This is a genomic window from Nostoc sp. (assembly GCF_036917515.1).
Lineage (GTDB): Bacteria > Cyanobacteriota > Cyanobacteriia > Cyanobacteriales > Nostocaceae > Nostoc.
In genome coordinates this window covers 1-18,481 of sequence record NZ_JBALDE010000133.1, presented here as the reverse complement: position 1 = coordinate 18,481, position 18,481 = coordinate 1, and the positions used below count along the sequence as shown (strand labels likewise).

Below are 18,481 nucleotides of genomic sequence, written 5' to 3'. Positions count from 1 at the left end.
TCATTTGCTCACAAGGTGCTGATATCTTCAATCTTTCAGCTTAAGCCTTGTGAGTTTTCTTACAATAGCCCCTCACTTTTAAAACATCCTCTAATTCAATACTCAATTCCCGGTTGTGCTTTCACACCTTGATCGCGGAAAGGGTGCTTAACTAGGGTCATTTCGGTTACTAAATCAGCACGTTCAATTAAAGCAGGTGGTGCGCCCCTACCTGTGAGAATAACGTGCTTGTTAGCGGGTTTTTGCGCCAAACCCGCTAAAACGTCTTCTACTGGTAAGTAAGCCATTTTGAGGGCGATATTGATTTCGTCTAACAACACCAGTTGAAAGTCTGGATTGCGGATGTATTCTAATGATTTTTCCCAGGCGGCGCTAGCTTTGTCAAGATCGCGATCGCGGTCTTGAGTTTCCCAGGTAAAGCCTTCGCCCATTGCATGAAATTCTATCTGGTCTTCCCAATAGCTGAAAACCCTTTTTTCAGAAGGTTCCCAGCTACCTTTGATGAATTGGACGATCGCTACTTTATACCCATGACCAAGCGATCGCAACACCATCCCCAAAGCCGCAGTGGTTTTACCCTTACCGTTACCAGTATTTACAATAATTAATCCTTTTTCTGGTACAGCTTCTGCTATACGCTTGTCTTGCACTTCTTTGCGTCGCTGCATCTTTTTGCGGTACTGTTCATCAGTCAAAGATGAAGACATTACCTCATCAATCAAACGCCCAATTTCTTGGTCTGGGTTCAATTCTTGTGGTGTATCGTTTTTCATCAAGCTTGTCTAGAAATAACTGTTAAAAGTGTTGAGTATGAACCAAAATCGCCTTACTTATCTAATTTCACTTATAATTACTTGATTGAAAATATCCAGTAAGTTTTCATGTGAAATATTAATAGTGTGTTAGCTTTATTAATGATTTGCAGACAAGTGGAATATATATAATACACAAGCTGAACTTATAATTTTAGTTTACTATTACTTTTTAAATAATTTAATATGTTCATTAAAGCACTTTACCGATAAAATATTATCATTATCTCTTTTGGTACAGTCATGAGTTAGACTAACAACCAAGGGCATTGATTAAAATATCAGAAGTTATGCATTTATGGATGTTGTTGTTTCCATTTTTCCCATAAAGCTTGTGTATCCTCTGGTTGCCCGTCATAGTTGAGCAATTGATCTGAAATTATCACCCATGACTGGGCACTGCGTGTCCAAATATTACCCACTGGGCGTAACCAACTGGTATCATCTAAGGTTCCAGCTTTGACATTGATAGTATCTGGCTTGTAAGTCCTTTCATGGAACAATCGCGTTCCACAGTCGCCACAGAATAGGTTATTTACTTCACGTCCGCTATCATTTTTTCGAGTCCAAGTTTTCGGTTTTCCTTGAACAATTACAACAGCATCTCGTAATACTGTAAGAGACATACCAAAGGCACTAGAAGATTGTTTCTGACACTCCTTGCAGTGGCATAGGTATAGAGTTAAAGGTTGAGCATGAATTTCATAACGAATATGTCCACATTGACAACCTCCAGTATATGGAATCACAGCTTTTATCTCCTGATAATTTGTAATACTTTCTTGTAACTAAAACTATTTCAATCTTAAAGCGGGTTTTAGTAAACACAAACAAAAGACACGGGGACATGAGGAAATTTTCATTATCTACACTTTTCTAAATCTTCTTCATCCTTCATCTTCATCCAATTCATCATCCTCACTCCAATACTGTTGAGGTGCATTTCCGTAAACTTCTAAAATCTTCGGTTTCTTGATTTTGTTATCAGGTGGATTAATTGCTTCTAACTGCACATCAAAATTCCAGTTGTCACCAAAATCATAAAGATAGGTCATTTTAGCACCTGGTTCTAGAGACAAATCACCAATCTGCACTTGGTCGGCAAATGGGGGTGTTTCCATATAGGCATGACCGATTTTGATTATACGACCAAAATGGTCTTTATAACTAAACTCGTACAGGTGATCGTAATCAAAGTCAAAAGCATCGAGAATTATCTCTGCTAACCAGCTTAATGGTTTTTTTGCTGGTATGGCAATGCGTCGCCAAGCCTTAAAAAGGGATACTTTGAAAATATAAATACCATCAATGAAGCCTTGCTTGGGAACAAGTAAATTATGCTTCCATTCGGGAAAAAATGGTTGAAAATGTGACTGCAATTTTCCAAAGTTTATATTTACATCATCCTGTAATTCTCCTCGTATACCTAATGGGAAGAGGAATTGCAACAGAGCATTACCAAAAGGTAAGCGTTGTAAACTAGTAATGCGCCACCCTTTGCCTTCTTGTGGTTTTCCATGTTTGATAGATAACAACCCAAATAACTCTAACAGAGCAATATTATGCAGACCGGGGTAATAACTAATATCGTGTTGATTTTCATACTTAGGAAACTTTAAACCTTTATCTGGGACGCGGGACCAAAGTTGAATGCATCTAAATAAATTTCCGAATGAATCTTGATGTTCACCCAAAATTTCGTTATTTCCCCAAATCAACCAGGCTTCTAATAAGTTGAAATAACGTTCTGTTGAGTTCAGGTTTGACCATGATTGCAAAGTTGCTGCGTCTAAAACTAAAACCTGCTTCTTACCTTGGGATCTAATTTGGGCTATCCCAGAACTGCGTAATAACAGATATAGTCCATTAATGTAGGGGTATGATTTCTGTACGGGGCGTTTGAGTTTAGTTTCAATTGGGTGACTTAACTGAGAATTAACTTCTGATAATACTTTTAGCGGTAGAAGGTTATTAACACTACTAACTTCTACTCCATTTGGTTGCAATAAATCTATCAGGATTTGAAAGTCATGCAGAATCGTACCGGGTTGATTTTCATCAATACTGAGTTCTTGTAAGAGTTGTTGTTGTGACTCTGTTAGGGAAGGCAGTTCAGGATTGAGTGTGCGTTCTAGTCGCGCAAATAAATCTTCCATAAATAAAAATTCTAAATTTTAAATTCACAATTTTACCTTCTGTATAACCTGTTTTATTTATACTATTACTATTGAGTTTCTCCTGATAAACATTGAACTACAAAGTGTCACAACAGGAATATCAACACCGTAAGTTTAATGAAATATGAATGATAATATTTTCACCTTTTACTTGACAATCCCAGAAATTTGATATGAATAGTAATACTCGCTTACAGATGATTTTAGCTGATACACGTATTAATACAGTATTACCTGCGATCGCTCAACTAAATCTACCTAACTGGTGGTTAGCAGGGGGTGCAGTCCGAAACACCGTTTGGTCTGCAATTTTTGGCAATGATTGTGGGTTATGGATTAAAGATTTTGATATTGCATTCTTTGATATAGAGGGGAACCGTTCCCAAGAACTAGCAGCAAAGGCGACTCTCACAGAACAATTTCCTGATGACGAGTTTGATGTCAAAAATCAAGCCAGTTTTGCTCGCTGGCGTCTTGGTAGCAGACCTTATACTAGTACAGAGGATGGCATCATAGATTGGCTGCACACCGCTACGGCTGTGGGAGTTCGATTAAATACCCAAGGACAATGGCAATTTTTTACACCTTACGGGTTGGACGACCTATTTGGTGGCATTATTCGACCTACGCCAACGCATACTCATAATTTAGATGCCCATAATAAGGCATCTGGATTTTTACAGAAGTGTCCTTATCTACGCTTAGTGTAGAAAGTTACAATAAAACCAGTTTAGCCATTAGTTTCCGTTACAAGGAAATAATCACTTTTTAATTTACAACCCTTAGATACTGAAGCACAATGTTAATATTTTTCTACGTACTGAGAATAATCAAACTAGAACCCCTTTCACGATAGAACAGGGATGATGGTAATTTTATAACTTTATAGTCAAAAATCAATGCCAAATCGTACTGGATACCAAATCAACTCGACTCTCCACGAAGGAATCCAAACAATTATTTATCAAGCACAAACGCCAAAGACGCAACAGCGAGTTATCCTCAAGCTACTTAAAAATGAATATCCGACTCTTAAAACCTTTACTCGTCTTAAAAATGAGTATCAAATTCAGCAAGGTTTAGACCATCCTAATATAGTTAAAGCTATCAGTATAGAAACTTTTGAAAACCGTGTAGGACTGTTGTTAAAATACTTTGGTGGTCAGTCTTTAACTCAACTGCTACAAACCAAAAAACTTGACTTAATTAATCATTTAAAAATTACTATTCAATTGACTAAAGCTTTAGATTATTTGCATAATAATCAGATTATTCATAAAGATATTAAACCCAATAACATTATAATTAACACCCAAACAGGTATTGTTAAACTCGCTGACTTTGGTATAGCCTCCCGTCTCAATAAGGAAAATCCCCAATTTAAGTTGAAGGCACACTTGCCTATATGTCTCCTGAACAAACTGGGAGAATGAATCGTATTCTTGATTATCGCACCGACTTTTATTCCCTTGGTGTGACTTTATATGAAATGCTCACTGAGAAAATACCATTTTTTAGCCAAGACCCTCTAGAAATAGTTTATAGTCATATTGCAGTTCAAGCGATAAACCCGCAAAGGAAGTTAAAACATAGTGCAAGATAAAATACAATTCTGAATTCAATAATTTTAAACTTTAGTAAACCTTTGCAGTCAGCCTTGATTCTGTTTGATGTATGAATAGAGAAGTTCGCGATCGCTCTGAGGATTTACAATTAAGCATGGACTATTACCGTGATTTCCATTACAGACAATAACAACAGTAATACCCATTCGTGGACAAACTCCTAAACAACTGGTGCTAACGACCCGAAATTCACCCCATAATCCCTCAAATTTTAAACGAGATTTCAACCAATTCTCTAAATCTTCGGAAGCGGTTGAGCCTGACCGTTCGTTTGCACATTGTGAACATACAAGCACTAAACCAGACTCCCATCGGGGAGAAACGGTTGGAATAGAAGTTTCTAATCGAGAATTTATTAGGGGCGATGGTTGCAGAGAATTAGATGAAAACTTCTTCAGGATACGTTGAAGTAATGCTTTAATACGCTGGAGCAATTTATTCATGGACAACCCCACCTATTTATCTGACAGGATAGTGTAAATTTCCTGTTTAGTTTGTTCTACTAGAACGCCCAACAAATTCTAGTAGTCTGGCAAGTCAACAATGCTTGGTGAGACAGATTTTTGATAAGCTATAGCAAGTGTGGCTGCGGGTAACATCATGGCAAAGAAGTATACAGTTAATTTGAGTAAAGAAGAAGTAGAAAAACAGCGTAGGCGTAGCCTGCTGTAGGCATCGCTAATCAAAACAGGCAAGAGTAAAGCAAGGAGTATGACTCGCGCCCATATACTGTTGATGGCATGGGAGGGAGAAATTGACAAAGCGATCGCAATTCTCGGAAAGCAAGTGTAAATTGGCGCTTTAAAATTACGGATGCACACAATAAAATGGGACGATTATATCCGGATATCTCACCAAGCATTGTTGACTTGCCAGACTGCTAAGGCGTTCATGCTTCCAGGAAAGAAAAAAACTAGTTGACAATTAACCGTCAATTAATCATTCCAGGAGATAATTAAATATGAAAGTTAAAAAGGACAGATAGTAATGATTCGTTTCAAGCTTAACTCGTTTACAGCTTGTCCAAATGAATCTGCTTTCAAATAAATTAAACCCGTTTGCAAAATTAAAAAAAAAATTCTTGCAACAGGCACAATAGTATTTGGAATTATTTTTAAAACATATCGTTAAAAATCCTAATGCTTTAGGCTAGAAAATGTCAAAAGCCAAAAAAATTATATGAATGCTGAAGATTTTTTCAACCAAGGATTAAACCATAATTTGCAAGGGGACTATCAAGCCGCGATCGCAGCTTACACCCAAGCAATCAACCTAAATCCTGACTATGCCGAAGCTTACCATAATCGCGGGCTGATTTTAAGTGGTCAACTCCAAGATTATCGCAGTGCGATCGCTAACTTCAATCGCGCCATCGAAATCAATCCCAATTTTGCCATAGCTTTTTACAACCGGGCTAATGCTCGTTACTTTTTAGTCGATTATCAAGGCGCAATCGCCGATCATAATGTCGCATTACAATTAGATCCCAATCTGGCGCAATCTTATCACAGCCGGGGGAATGCCTACTTTGCTTTGGAAGACTACGACAAAGCGATCGCAGATTATATCCAAACAATAGAAATGAGTACCCAATTAGCTGATAACATCAATATTGATATTGCTAATGCTTATCATAATCGGGGCGTAGCTCGTTTTGAACGTGGCGATCATCAAGGAGCAATTGCAGATTTCCAGCAAGCTTTACAATGGTATCCCCATTTTGCCGCAGCTTACAGCAATCGCGGCAATATTCACCATATTTTAGGTAATTATCAGGAAGCGATCGCTGACCACAACCAGGCATTACAATTAGATCCTAACTTGGCGGAGGCTTATCATAACCGAGGTAATGCTCACTACGCTTTAGCAGATTATCAAAGGGCGATCGCAGATTACAACCACGCCCTAAAAATCAATCCCAACTTTGCTGGAGCGTACTATAATCGGGGTCTGGTGCTTGCTCACCTGAAAAACTATCACGGAGCAATTGAAGACTTTAACCAAGCATTAAAGCTGAATCCTGATGATGTGCAAGCTTATTGTGAGCGGGGTCTGGTTCGTAGTACTCTTGAAGATTATCAGGGTGCGATCGCAGATTATGACCAAGCGTTACAAGAAAACCCGACTTTAGCTTTAGTATACGGCTTTCGGGCTAATGCTCGTCGGCGATTGGGAGACTATCAAGGTGCAATTGAAGATAGCAATCGCCTTTTACAACTCAATCCTAATTTAGCTGAAGGATATTGCGATCGCGCGGCGGCTCGTCGTTCTTTAGGAGATCATAAAGGAGCAATTAAAGATTACGATCGAGCATTGCAGATTAATGATAATTTAGCCGCAGCTTATTATGGTCGGAGTATTGCCCGTGAAGCTCTGCAAGATTTACAAGGAGCAATTGATGATAACACTCAAGCCATAGAGCTTGTTCCTGATTTTTCCCAAGCGTACTGCAATCGCGGAAATGCTCGTCGTCTTTTAGGAGATGAACAAGGAGCGATCGCAGATTATAATCAAGCATTAAAAATTAATTCTGATTTAATTGAAGCATATTACAACCGAGGTTCTACCCACTATGCTTTAGAAGCTTATGAAAGTGCGATCGCAGATTATACCCAAGCTTTGCAAATCAATCCCCAATCTGCTGCATTTTACAGCGATCGCGCTAATGCTCGCTATGCCCTAGAAGATTATCAAGGGGCAATAGAAGATTACAGTCGAGCGATCGCGATTGACCCCAGCTTTGCCGAAGACTGGTACAATCGGGGTCGTAGCCGTTCTCTGTTGGGAGACTTACAAGAAGCGCTTGCAGACTTAAACCAAGCCTTACAGCGTCAGCCTAATTGGGCTTCAGCTTACATCCTTCGGGCAGATGTCTACAGAAATCTGGGAGACTCTCAAGCAGCAATTAGAGATTTTCAGAAATCCGCAGACTTATATTACCAAGAAGGGAATATTCAGTATTATCAACAAATTATTGAGTTAATTGAACAGATTAGATGAGGAGATTGGGCATTGGGCATGGGGCATTGGGCATTGGGCATTGGGAAGAAACTTTTTCAATTATTCTGTCTTATCTTGCCCAGTCCCTAATCTTCAAAGCGAAAGCGTTCCATAAAATGGCGGTCAATCCAATCTTTGTAATACCACAATAGTTTGTGGGATGGTAAAGTAAAAGGGCCTCGTGTTGCGTAGGCATAGCCCATTGTAGATATCGCTCGTTTATCTCCTGTACCAATTAAACTCAAATATTGTTTCTGTGGTCTATAAGGTTTAAGTGACTTACCTAATAAAATTCGTTGCAAATTATCAAATAAAGGTTTGCCTTGCCTAACAGCAAATACCCCAGCTTTCGGACGTGGATAATTTACGATTGTGGCAATGTCACTAGATGCAAATACCTGCGGGTGCGTTTGAGATTGCAACGTGTCTTCTACCAAAATAAAACTTTGCTCATCAGTTCTTATTCCAGTGTTTTTTAACCATTCGGGTGCTGATGCTTGTGTTATCCAAAAGATTTTATTGCACTCTACCATCAAACCAGATTCACATTTAATTTCAAATACTTCTTTAGTTTCCTTATGGGTTTTAGGTGCAATTTTACACATAGTTTCTCCCAGATGTAACTTAATACCTCGATCAGTTAAAATTTGCTGAAGTTGATGCCGCACTGATTGATGATAATTGGGCATCAGTTCTTGTCCACGCTGGAATAAATGAATTTTTAAGTTTTGAATAGGTTGTTGAGTTTCATCCAAAATCCGATATAAACAAGATTGCATTGATAGCACTAATTCTACACCGCCAGCGCCTCCACCGACGATCGCAATCCTAATTGGTTCTTGAGGATTTTTACCTACACATGCAATTAGTTCATATTAATGTTCCAAAAGCTGCGATACTGGTTTAACTGCGATCGCATATTCTGCCGCACCTGATACAGACAGTATGGCTGGAGTGCTGCCAATATCTATAGACAGCACATCAAAATCTACCACAAGTCCGTTAGCACAAAGAACTTTGTTGTTTTTTAAGTCAAGGGCTACTACTGTGTCAATATACAATTGTGCTTGAGTTAAAGTTCGCCAAGGTCGTAAGTCAATATGGCATTCATTGTGGCTGTAAAATCCGGCAATATGTCCTGGTAACATCCCAGAGTATGCTGTCTCTGATGCTGTGATAATTAGTATCAAACGTACTCCTGTTAACGGTTTGATGCCGAACCTTTTTATAACAATAACATGGCTGTGACCGCCACCAATTAACACCATATTTTTAACTATTGGTTGTATATTTGGCTGCATTTTAATACTCTTCTTTAGTTAATCACTGATTATAAATCAATCAAAATTATCATGATAGTGGCTAATTATCATTGGAGACTAAAGACTTGTGAATATAACTGATTATTGGGAATGGCAAGAGGATGTATGCTTATATCTACTTCCTCAAAAGTTATATTTTCGATTTTGTTGGTTCCATTAGGATGTTTCAGTACTCACTATGTATCAAAAAACAGTATATTCCATTAAATTATTTCCAAAAAAGTAGGTATTTCAATTTATTTCCATTAATTATTAATACTTTGAATGCCATGAAAAATATTTCATCAAAAACATTTCTGTGGATACCTGCTTTCCAGGAACAAGTTAAACAAAATCAGCATCAGTCGCTAAGACGATGCTTAAGAATAGCAAGTGAACAGCTAAAAAATAACACCATAGAAACTAATCTAGCTGTAATTAATGATTTAGAGCAAATTGCCCATAATCATCCACAGTACCACTGGACGGTCGTAGAAATTCTTACTACTTTTGTACGAAAAAATGCTCCTTATATGCATCATGAGGAAGTAACGAGCAATCTGTCAACAAAAATTCGTTTAGATATTCAAGCCGCACTGACTGTTATCACCAAAAGAGATGCAAACGAAGACCCAGTAAATGAGCAACTTGATTTGAGCTTCACGAATATGAGAGGAGCAAACTTGAAAGGGGCAAATCTACAACAGACAAATCTCTATCAAGCTAATTTAGCTGGGGCTAATCTTAGAAAAGCTAATCTAGCAGGGGCAATACTTAGTGCAGCTAACCTTTCTGGAGCTAATTTATATCTAGCGAACTTAGAAGGAGCAATCCTCAGTGCAGCTAACCTTTCTGAAGCTAACCTTTCTGGAGCTAACCTGCATCGTGGTAGTTTATATTTAGCTAGCTTGCATGGAGCTATTCTCTACGACACCATACTCGATGGCGCAAACCTCAGACAAACCAAATTCTCTGAGTAATATTATATCCGTTTGATTGCTTATTAAACGCTAAAAACTCCATCCCAGCAAAACCACCCTTTGTCTCCCCTATCCTTACTAAAGAGACGGGATTAAGGAGGAGAATGCAAGTCAATGAAAATTTTTCCCTACTCTCCATTCCCTCTTTTGAGCGTAATTTGTAATTCTTGTACCGCAGGTGTTTCTTTGTGTTGTGACGTAAAATTATATTCGATATGATTGCCTAGTTCAATGAGTGTTTTGACACCTATTATAATTTTCTGCTAAGTGCTATACTATTTTTCCTCAACATCTAAGTAATAATTCTAGGTTGTAAGGAAAATTTTTATCATGTCTTCTAAAAAGACAGACGCTCTTTTGAAGTGGTTGATAACTTTAACAGCTATATTTGGCTGCTCGCTGACTGTAATTTTCTTCGTCTTGTCCAGTATTAAAGAATTGTCAATTCAAGAAAAAATTCAGTATAGAAACCAAGCTTTAACAACTACTGCAATAGTTTTTCTTGCATCAGCAGCAATGTTTAATACTTATTATGCAGCAAGGCGTGCCCAAGCGATGCACAAGAGTGCGATCGCATCTGAGAAAAACTTAGAAATTGGCCTGCAAAATGCCAAACTTAATCAAGACAGATTGATTGCAGAGCGCTTTATGGGCGCAATTGCCCAGCTTGGGCATGAAAAGGTGGAAACTCGCACAGGCGCAATTTATGCTTTAGAAAGAGTTGCTCAGGATTTTCCTCAAGAACATTGGACAATTATGGAAATTCTCACAGCCTTTGTGCGAGAAAATACACCCATCCAGCATGAAAAAGGGGAGCAACAAAAGCCAGAATTTCAAGGAGCAATTTACTCAAGTAAGAGTAAAAGTGGGTCGCGTCTGACACCGCAGGTAGAGCAAAATCTCCATGAAGAATTTCCCAAAATACGCACTGATATTCAAGCAGCCCTGACTGTTATCGGCAGGCGTAATTTACTCGAAGACCCAAAAGATCAGAAACTTGATTTACGTCACACCGATATTAGACAAGCAGACCTGCTAAAAACTAACCTGCAACAAGCTGACCTGCGTGGAGCTGACTTGAGTGGGGCTGACTTACGTGGGGCTGATTTGAGTGGAGCAGACCTTACTGGCGCTAAACTTATTAAGTCGATTCTTTATGAAACCAAATTACTAAAAGCTAGTTTGTATGGAGCTAACCTTTGTTGGGCTAACCTGAATCGTACTGACCTCTCTGGAGCAAATTTGCGTTCAGCCAACCTCTCTGGTGCAAGTCTGCGTGCAGCTAATTTACAGGGGGCGAACCTTTATAAAGCTAACTTCCAACAAGCGACCTTAAAAGTTGCTAACCTCTCTGGAGCAAAGTTATTTTTAGCTAACTTGCAAGGAGCAAAATTGGGGAAAGCCAACCTGCACCAAACAGGTTTGATTGGTGCTAACCTCTGTGGCGCGAACTTAAATGGAGCTAACCTTTCTGGGGCTAATTTAAATGCAGCCAAACTCCATCAAACAGAAGTTTATTTTGCCAACCTTTCGGAAGCCAGCTTAACGGAAGCTGACCTATATCAGGCTAATCTGATTGGAGCAAATCTGTATAGGGCAACCTTTTATCAAGCTAACCTGACTCAGGCAAACCTCATGGGAGCTAACTTTTCAGAAGCTAATCTCAGTGATGTCAAATTGGAAGGGACTATTTTGACAGGAGCGAAAAACTTAGAGTTGCAGCAGATTAGAGAAGCACTTGGCGATCGCACCACTCGTCTACCTGATTATATCGAAGCACCGACACATTGGCGGCAATCGGGTTAAGCGATCGCAGCATCATTCGTTATTTGGGCGTATTCTACCGTTTTCACTTAAGTTTAATTAAACAGACAAAAATAATCACTCAATCTGAAGAAGTTTTTTCCGAAATAGTTGCTTTATCCTCTGTATAATCACTGAAATGGGCAAGAGCGTTAGGCTGATTTCGGGTAATTTGTGATGAAACTAGATTTAGTCAGGTTTTTTCAAGCTTGCAACCCTAGTAAAACTCTGATTGTGAGCAAACCGGAGGATAGACAATATTATATTGATTTTTCTAAAGTGCGTGGTGCCAAGATTATTGAAGAACTTGGGCGAACTATCACCCGCCTTTCACCTGAAGAACCTACCTGTCAATTATTTACCGGACATATCGGTTGTGGCAAATCCACTGAATTACTGCGGTTAAAGGCAGAGTTAGAGCAGCAGGGATTTCATGTGGTTTATTTCGAGTCTAGCCAAAGCCTGGATATGGCTGATATTGATATTACAGATATTTTACTGGCAGTAGCTCGTGAAGTTAGTCAAAGTCTGGAAGCAATCAAAATTAATCTTAAGCCAGGATACTTTCAAACTCTGTTTACTGAACTTGGTGAATTTTTGCAAACGCCGATAGAACTTGGGGGAGAGTTATCTATAGGTATTGCCAAGATTACCGCCAAAACTAAAGATAGTCCTAAACTTCGCTCTCAGTTACGGCAATATTTAGAACCGCGCACCAACGGCATTTTAGAATCAATTAACAAAGAATTGCTCAAGCCTGCTAGAGAAAAACTCAAGCAGCAGGGTAAAAAAGGACTGGTGGTAATTATAGATAATCTCGACAGAGTGGATAATTCTCAAAAACCTTCCGGTCATTATCAGCCAGAATATCTCTTTGTGGAACGGGGCGAACAGTTAAACCAGCTAAATTGTCACGTTGTTTATACCATTCCCTTAGTGTTGATTTTTTCCAACGCTTTAGGAAGGTTAACGAATCGCTTTGGTGTAGACCCCAAGGTTTTGCCGATGGTTCCTGTGGAATTACAAGATGGTTCGCAATTTTCAAAAGGTATTGTACTGCTGCAACAGATGGTTATGACCAGAGCTTTTCCTGGTGTGAGTTGGGAACAAAGTCGGAATTTAATTACTCAGGTTTTTGATAGTCCTGATACTTTAGAGCGACTTTGCCAAGTTAGCGGTGGTCATTTGCGTAACTTGTTGATGCTGTTGTTTCGCTGTCTTCAGCAAGAAGACCCGCCTTTGTCGCGGGAGTGTGTGGATAGGGTGATTAAACAACGCCGCAATGAGCTAACTTTAGCAATTACAGCTGATGAATGGGAAGTATTGCGTGAAGTGGCGCAAGAGAAAAGCTTAAGAGGTCATGAAAGATACGAACTTTTGCTCCGCAGTATGTTTGTATTTGAATACCGGAATGAGGATGGTTCGTGGTTTGATATCAACCCGATTTTGGCAGAAGCCAAGGAATTTAAGTTATGAATCGGCGTATATGAAGAAAAATAAGATTCTCCATAGGGGTGTTATGCCGTAGACTAACGCACCTTGAATTTTTGACGGTGCGGCGCTTGGCGACGACACACCCTACATTTAAATTTTTTAACATAGCTTGAAATATTAGCGCCGACTTACTTATCAGGTATTTTGTGAAATGGTATAACGTTAATCATCTCAGTCATGACGGGAGCGGTGTCAGTGTTCATGGGAGCAATGTCAGCCATTACGGGAGCGGTGTCAGTCGTGACGGAAGCGGTGTCAGTCATCATGGGAGCGGTGTCAGTCGTGACGGGAGCGGTGTCAGCCATCATGGGAACGATGTCAGTCATGACGGGAAGGATGTCAGCCATCACGGGAGCGGTGTCAGTCGTGACGGGAGCGGTATCAGTTATCACGGGAGCGGTATCAGTCATCACAGGAAGGATGTCAGCCGTGACGAGAGCAGTCTCAGTTGTAATTTTCACATCTACAGCTTACAACTAGCAGAAATCATCCTTCTATTCACTGCCCTCTACTTACATGATGTAATTATACAAACAGCTAATATAAGGTAAATTATTTATGTTATGAGTAATCAGCAAGAACCAGAAAATTTAGCATTTGACAATGAGCATTCATTGCAAACTCTGGTGCGAACAATTACCCTTTCTCAGGAAACATTTTCGCTGATTTTACTGCGCTGTAACTATGCTGATTTACGTCAGCGTATGGTAGAACGCCTGCGCCAATTATCTCCTGTACACATTCGCGAAATTACTTTACCTGCATCAGTCAAAACGCTTTACACAAATATACGCGAACAACTGGGAGATGAACAGCCACCTGCATTGATGATTTTTGGTTTGGAGTCGGTTAAAAATATTGATATAGTTTTGACTTCAGCGAACCAAGTACGGGAGGAGTTTAGAAAAAACTTCCCGTTTCCGATATTGTTGTGGGTTAATGATTCCGTTCTGCAAAAATTTATTCGATTAGCAACTGATTTAGAGAATTGGGCAACTATTATTGAGTTTGAAAACCCTACTGATGAGTTAGTCAACTTCCTTCAGCAAAAAAGTGATGAAATCTTTGCTGGTAATATCACGCCTAATTTCCAAATGTGCCGAGAACTAGAAACTGCCCGTGAAGATTTGCAAAATCGCGGAGAAGTATTAGAAGCAGCACTTCAAGCAAGTTTAGAGTTTTTGCTTGGTTTAAATGATTATTTGCATGACCAGATAGATTCTGCTCTATCACATTATCAACAAAGCTTGGGGTTCTGGCGACAAAGTAATTATTTAGAGCAACAAGGTATATTACTCGTTAATATTGCTTCAGCTTATAACCGCCAATCTGAAAAAATCCCAACAGAAAATCAACGCTATTGGCAAGAGTCGAGAAATTACTTTCAGCAAGCTATTGAAATTTTTGAACAAGCACAACGTTCCGATTTAGTCGCAAAATATATTACTAAACTGGGTGAAGTGCTACGACGTTTACAAGCATGGTCAGAGTTGCAAAGCCTTGTGGAAAAATCTCTGCCACTACATCAAAATTATGGCACATCGTTGCAGTTGGCTCAAAATTATGGTTTTTTGGCAGAAGTAGCCTTAGAGCAGTCACGCTGGGATGAAGCTTATCAACTCGCAGAGCAAGCATTACAAATATTAACTGATATACCTAATATTAAATCAGATGAATTTGGATTATATCGATTTATTTTAGCTAAATCGCAACAGGGTTTAGGTGAAGTTCAAGCAGCAATTAGTAATTTAAAAACTGCAAAGTTGGAAAGTAATCATCAGTACAATCCACAATTATATATATCTATATTAGAAAGGTTGCGCTTACTCTACTTTGAACAAGGTGAATATCTAGATGCTTTTAAGATTAAGCAAGAGCAATTACAAATTGAACAGCAGTATGGTTTCCGCGCTTTTGTTGGTGCATCATATCTAAATTCTCAGCGACAGGCAATTAATTATACACAGTTGCAAGTAGAAAATCCACAAACCATTGCTCAAGAAATTGCCGCTTCTGATCGCGAACAAGATGTGAAGCGATTGCGAGAAAGAATTGGTGGGACTGAGCATAAATTGACTGTAATTCATGGTCAGTCAGGAGTGGGGAAAAGTTCAATTTTGCAGGGTGGATTAATACCAGCACTGCAACAGCAAGCAATTGGTGAGCGAGATGCTTTACCCCTTTTGTTGCGAGTTTATACAGATTGGGTAAAGATGTTGGGGCAGAGTTTGGCTAAGGCTTTTGAGGAAGTCAGAGGTAATCAATTATTTGCTAATCTTGATTCTTCAACAGCTATTTTAGAACAATTACGAAGAAATGCTGACCGGAACTTGTTGACAGTTTTAATGTTTGACCAGTTTGAGGAGTTTTTCTTTGTTTATCCAGACCAAAGCCAACGACGAGCATTTTATGATTTTTTGCGTGTTTGTCTAGATATTCCTTTTGTAAAGGTAATTCTGTCTTTGCGGGAAGATTATTTACCTAATTTATTAGAATTAGAACGTCTATTTAATTTGAGTGCAATTAATAATAATATTCTTGATAAAAATATTCGCTATTATTTGGGTAACTTTTCGCCAGCCGATGCTAAAGCAGTTGTGCAGAGTTTAACAGAACGCTCTCACTTTTACTTAGAACCTGCACTGATTGATGAATTAGTGCGGGATTTAGCAGGCGACTTGGGGAAGGTACGCCCAATTGAGTTGCAAATTGTGGGGACACAATTGCAAACTGAGAAAATTACAACTTTAGAAAAATATCGTCAGTTTGGTACTAAAGAAAAACTGGTCGAGCGATTTTTAGAAGAAGTCATCGATGATTGTGGGGCGGAGAATGAACAGGTTGCACGACTGGTTTTATATTTACTCACAGATGAAAATGGTACTCGTCCCCTGAAGACTCGTGCTGAGTTAGCAGTAGATTTAGCAGCAGAAGTTGAGAAACTAGATTTGGTGTTAGAAATTTTTGTGGACTCAAGGTTAGTCTTGCTGTTACCAGAATCGCCTGCTGACCGTTATCAACTAGTGCATGATTATCTTGTATCGTTCATTCGCCAGCCCCAGGTTAATGAAATATTAGCAGAACTAGCTAGAGAGCGAGAACAACGCTTGCAAGCAGAAGAGAAGCTGATTTTATCAGAACTAGCTAGAGAGCGAGAACAACGCTTGCAAGCAGAAGAGAAGCTGAAGCGGGAACAAGATGCAAGACAGATATTAGTTGATGCTCAACAAGAAGCCAAGCGACAAATTCGCCAAGGGCGGATGGGGTTGATAGTGAGTTCTGGTTTAGCGGTATGTCTGTTATTATTGGCAGGTATATCATCAAGATATGCATTGAGTCAAATTCAAGTGGCTAAAGATGCTGATAATAAAAAGCAACTGGCAGAAAAAAACTTTACAACTGCTCAAGCCAAGTACAATCAAGTAACTCAACGCTTGCAAGCTACACAAAAGCTAATACAAAATAAAGCGGATGAATTAGAAACTAAGAAGAAAGTTGCAGAGCAAAAACTTCAAGAAGCGCAGAAAAATCAGCAAGCCGCGGAAAGAGAATCAAAGTTAGCAAAACAGAAAGCTCAACAGGCAAACCAAAACCTTGCTACCGCTAAAGCAGACTTGGAAAAAGTAAACCAGAAAGCCTCAGAATTACAAGATAAAAATGTCCAAGCTCAGGAAATAATTAAAACGGCAAGCGAAAAAAGAAAAACTGCTGAGGAAAAATTACAGCAAGCAGTGACAAAACAACAGCAAGCAGAATCTCAAGCTCAACAGGCCCAAACCACCCTCAACCAAGCGCAAGCAAAATTTGCACAATTACAGAAAGCAACAGAAGGAGCAGAAGGAGCACGTAAAGAAGCACAAAAGGGAACGGAATTAGAACGGGCAGGTGTTAATGCCTTAAAAAAGTTTGAGTATACCGAGTTAGAATCGCTGGTGGCAGCAGTGCAGAGTGGGAAAGAGTTAAAAACTTTGGTAAAAGATGGTCGGCTTTTAGAAAAATATCCAGCTATCAGCCCTATTTTTGCTTTGGATAGTATTCTCCATAAAATTAAAGAACGTAACCAGTTTCAAGGGCATCAAGGCAGTGCCTTAAGTGTGAGTTTCAGCCCAGACGGCAAAACCATCGTCACGGCATCATCTGACAAGACAGCGCGGTTGTGGACGCTCAACGGGCAACTGCTGCAAAAATTCAAAGGGCATCAAGGCAATGTCTTAAGTGTGAGTTTCAGCCCGGACGGCAAAACCATTGCCACGGCATCATCTGACAAGACAGCGCGGTTGTGGACGCTCAACGGGCAACTGCTGCAAGAATTCAAAGGGCATCAAGGCATTGTCTTAAGTGTGAGTTTCAGCCCGGACGGCAAAACCATTGCCACGGCATCAGATGACAAGACAGCGCGGTTGTGGACGCTCAACGGACAACTGCTGCAAGAATTTAAAGGGCATCAAGGCTATGTCTTAAGTGTGAGTTTCAGCCCGGACGGCAAAACCATTGCCACAGCATCATCTGACAACACAGCACGATTGTGGACGCTCAATGGGCAACTGCTGCAAGAATTTAAAGGGCATCAAGGCAGTGTCTGGGGTATGAGTTTCAGCCCGGACGGCAAAACCATCGCTACGGCATCAGATGACAACACAGCGCGGTTGTGGACGCTCAACGGGCAACTGCTGCAAGAATTTAAAGGGCATCAAGGCAGTGTCTTAAGTGTGAGTTTCAGCCCGGACGGCAAAAGCATCATCACGGCATCATCTGACAACACAGCACGATTGTGGACGCTCAATGGGCAACTGCTGCAAGAATTCCAAGGGCATCAAGGCAGTGTCTTAAGTGTAAGTTTCAGCCCGGACGGCAAAAGCATCACCACGGCATCAGATGACAACACAGCGCGGTTGTGGACGCTCAACGGGCAACTGCTGCAAGAATTCAAAGGGCATCAAGGCAGTGTCTGGGGTGTGAGTTTCAGCCCGGACGGCAAAACCATCGCCACGGCATCATCTGACAACACAGCACGATTGTGGACGCTCAACGGGCAACTGCTGCAAGAATTCCAAGGGTATCAAGGCGTTGTCTTAAGTGTGAGTTTCAGCCCGGACGGCAAAACCATTGCCACGGCATCATCTGACAACACAGCGCGGTTGTGGACGCTCAACGGGCAACTGCTGCAAGAATTCCAAGGGCATCAAAGCAGTGTCTTATACCAATTCTCTAAAATTGGACTACAGATGAGAGAATAAGAATAAACCAGATGAAGGATGAACAATGTCAGGGATATATCAGCTAGAAATT

The 18,481-nt window shown here is 40.0% G+C and carries 15 protein-coding genes and 1 pseudogene; 9 read left to right on the top strand and 7 right to left on the bottom strand.

Annotated features, from left to right (window positions below):
• Positions 1–95: 95 nt before the first annotated feature.
• From cobO to V7K89_RS17445, 3 genes are all read right to left on the bottom strand, one after another.
• A complete protein-coding gene (gene cobO / locus V7K89_RS17455) occupies positions 96–773 on the bottom strand; it encodes a cob(I)yrinic acid a,c-diamide adenosyltransferase (RefSeq protein WP_334770780.1) in 678 nt (225 codons plus the stop codon).
• A gap of 335 nt (positions 774–1,108) precedes the next feature.
• Positions 1,109–1,561, bottom strand: a complete 453-nt coding sequence (locus V7K89_RS17450; protein ID WP_335189258.1) for a GFA family protein — start codon at positions 1,559–1,561, stop codon at positions 1,109–1,111.
• Between the two features lie 138 nt (positions 1,562–1,699).
• The gene (locus V7K89_RS17445; RefSeq protein ID WP_335189255.1) at positions 1,700–2,968 is read right to left on the bottom strand and encodes a plasmid pRiA4b ORF-3 family protein; all 1,269 of its coding nucleotides are present in this window, start codon (positions 2,966–2,968) and stop codon (positions 1,700–1,702) included.
• Between the two features lie 194 nt (positions 2,969–3,162).
• Here V7K89_RS17445 and V7K89_RS17440 point away from each other — a divergent pair, with 194 nt between their 5' ends.
• The 3 genes from V7K89_RS17440 (at position 3,163) to V7K89_RS17430 (ending at position 4,592) form a co-directional block, all read left to right on the top strand.
• Complete coding sequence (locus V7K89_RS17440; protein ID WP_335189253.1) at positions 3,163–3,699, top strand: nucleotidyltransferase family protein; 537 nt, start codon at positions 3,163–3,165, stop codon at positions 3,697–3,699.
• A 189-nt stretch (positions 3,700–3,888) separates the two neighbouring features.
• Positions 3,889–4,422 (top strand): serine/threonine protein kinase, encoded by a 534-nt coding sequence (locus V7K89_RS17435; RefSeq protein ID WP_335189251.1) that lies wholly within the window; start codon positions 3,889–3,891, stop codon positions 4,420–4,422.
• A complete protein-coding gene (locus V7K89_RS17430; protein WP_335189249.1) occupies positions 4,419–4,592 on the top strand; it encodes a hypothetical protein in 174 nt (57 codons plus the stop codon). Before V7K89_RS17435 ends, V7K89_RS17430 begins: the two co-directional genes overlap by 4 nt.
• A 48-nt stretch (positions 4,593–4,640) precedes the next feature.
• Here V7K89_RS17430 and V7K89_RS17425 read toward each other — a convergent pair whose 3' ends face one another.
• Both V7K89_RS17425 and V7K89_RS17420 read right to left on the bottom strand, forming a co-directional pair.
• Complete coding sequence (locus tag V7K89_RS17425) at positions 4,641–5,057, bottom strand: (2Fe-2S) ferredoxin domain-containing protein (RefSeq protein ID WP_335189247.1); 417 nt, start codon at positions 5,055–5,057, stop codon at positions 4,641–4,643.
• 78 nt (positions 5,058–5,135) lie between these two features.
• Positions 5,136–5,435, bottom strand: a complete 300-nt coding sequence (locus tag V7K89_RS17420; protein ID WP_335189245.1) for a hypothetical protein — start codon at positions 5,433–5,435, stop codon at positions 5,136–5,138.
• Positions 5,436–5,793: 358 nt separating this feature from the next.
• On the opposite strand from V7K89_RS17420, the gene V7K89_RS17415 reads away from it, so the two are divergent.
• On the top strand, positions 5,794–7,614 hold the full coding sequence (locus V7K89_RS17415) for a tetratricopeptide repeat protein (RefSeq protein WP_335189243.1): 1,821 nt from the start codon (positions 5,794–5,796) through the stop codon (positions 7,612–7,614).
• A gap of 86 nt (positions 7,615–7,700) precedes the next feature.
• Here the strand turns inward: V7K89_RS17415 and V7K89_RS17410 are convergent.
• Positions 7,701–8,915: pseudogene (locus V7K89_RS17410) on the bottom strand (FAD-dependent oxidoreductase).
• Positions 8,916–9,205: 290 nt separating this feature from the next.
• On the opposite strand from V7K89_RS17410, the gene V7K89_RS17405 reads away from it, so the two are divergent.
• From V7K89_RS17405 to V7K89_RS17395, 3 genes are all read left to right on the top strand, one after another.
• Entirely contained in the window at positions 9,206–9,895 is a 690-nt protein-coding gene (locus V7K89_RS17405) for a pentapeptide repeat-containing protein (RefSeq protein WP_335189241.1), read from the top strand.
• Positions 9,896–10,225: 330 nt separating this feature from the next.
• Positions 10,226–11,701, top strand: coding sequence for a pentapeptide repeat-containing protein (locus V7K89_RS17400; RefSeq protein WP_335189238.1), 1,476 nt, complete (start codon positions 10,226–10,228; stop codon positions 11,699–11,701).
• Between the two features lie 174 nt (positions 11,702–11,875).
• Positions 11,876–13,174 (top strand): P-loop NTPase fold protein, encoded by a 1,299-nt coding sequence (locus V7K89_RS17395; RefSeq protein ID WP_335189236.1) that lies wholly within the window; start codon positions 11,876–11,878, stop codon positions 13,172–13,174.
• 146 nt (positions 13,175–13,320) lie between these two features.
• Here V7K89_RS17395 and V7K89_RS17390 read toward each other — a convergent pair whose 3' ends face one another.
• The gene (locus V7K89_RS17390; RefSeq protein WP_335189234.1) at positions 13,321–13,500 is read right to left on the bottom strand and encodes a hypothetical protein; all 180 of its coding nucleotides are present in this window, start codon (positions 13,498–13,500) and stop codon (positions 13,321–13,323) included.
• Between V7K89_RS17390 and V7K89_RS17385 the strand changes: the two genes are divergently transcribed.
• Together V7K89_RS17385 and V7K89_RS17380 are read left to right on the top strand one after the other, a co-directional pair.
• Positions 13,499–13,672: a hypothetical protein gene (locus tag V7K89_RS17385; RefSeq protein ID WP_335189232.1), complete on the top strand. Its 174-nt coding sequence runs from the start codon at positions 13,499–13,501 to the stop codon at positions 13,670–13,672. The genes V7K89_RS17390 and V7K89_RS17385 overlap by 2 nt on opposite strands.
• A gap of 83 nt (positions 13,673–13,755) precedes the next feature.
• On the top strand, positions 13,756–18,429 hold the full coding sequence (locus V7K89_RS17380) for an nSTAND1 domain-containing NTPase (RefSeq protein WP_335189230.1): 4,674 nt from the start codon (positions 13,756–13,758) through the stop codon (positions 18,427–18,429).
• Positions 18,430–18,481: the final 52 nt, after the last annotated feature.

Excerpts from the sequence above, each read along its gene's own strand:
- V7K89_RS17415 (WP_335189243.1), top strand. The coding sequence starts at position 5,794 with ATGAATGCTGAAGATTTTTTCAACCAAGGATTAAACCATAATTTGCAA.
- V7K89_RS17395 (WP_335189236.1), top strand. The coding sequence starts at position 11,876 with ATGAAACTAGATTTAGTCAGGTTTTTTCAAGCTTGCAACCCTAGTAAA.
- V7K89_RS17390 (WP_335189234.1), bottom strand. The coding sequence starts at position 13,500 with ATGATGGCTGACACCGCTCCCGTCACGACTGACACCGCTCCCATGATG.
- cobO (WP_334770780.1), bottom strand. The coding sequence starts at position 773 with ATGAAAAACGATACACCACAAGAATTGAACCCAGACCAAGAAATTGGG.
- V7K89_RS17400 (WP_335189238.1), top strand. The coding sequence starts at position 10,226 with ATGTCTTCTAAAAAGACAGACGCTCTTTTGAAGTGGTTGATAACTTTA.
- V7K89_RS17385 (WP_335189232.1), top strand. The coding sequence starts at position 13,499 with ATGGGAACGATGTCAGTCATGACGGGAAGGATGTCAGCCATCACGGGA.
- V7K89_RS17425 (WP_335189247.1), bottom strand. The coding sequence starts at position 5,057 with ATGAATAAATTGCTCCAGCGTATTAAAGCATTACTTCAACGTATCCTG.
- V7K89_RS17445 (WP_335189255.1), bottom strand. The coding sequence starts at position 2,968 with ATGGAAGATTTATTTGCGCGACTAGAACGCACACTCAATCCTGAACTG.
- V7K89_RS17380 (WP_335189230.1), top strand. The coding sequence starts at position 13,756 with ATGAGTAATCAGCAAGAACCAGAAAATTTAGCATTTGACAATGAGCAT.
- V7K89_RS17430 (WP_335189249.1), top strand. The coding sequence starts at position 4,419 with ATGAATCGTATTCTTGATTATCGCACCGACTTTTATTCCCTTGGTGTG.
- V7K89_RS17435 (WP_335189251.1), top strand. The coding sequence starts at position 3,889 with ATGCCAAATCGTACTGGATACCAAATCAACTCGACTCTCCACGAAGGA.
- V7K89_RS17440 (WP_335189253.1), top strand. The coding sequence starts at position 3,163 with ATGAATAGTAATACTCGCTTACAGATGATTTTAGCTGATACACGTATT.
- V7K89_RS17405 (WP_335189241.1), top strand. The coding sequence starts at position 9,206 with ATGAAAAATATTTCATCAAAAACATTTCTGTGGATACCTGCTTTCCAG.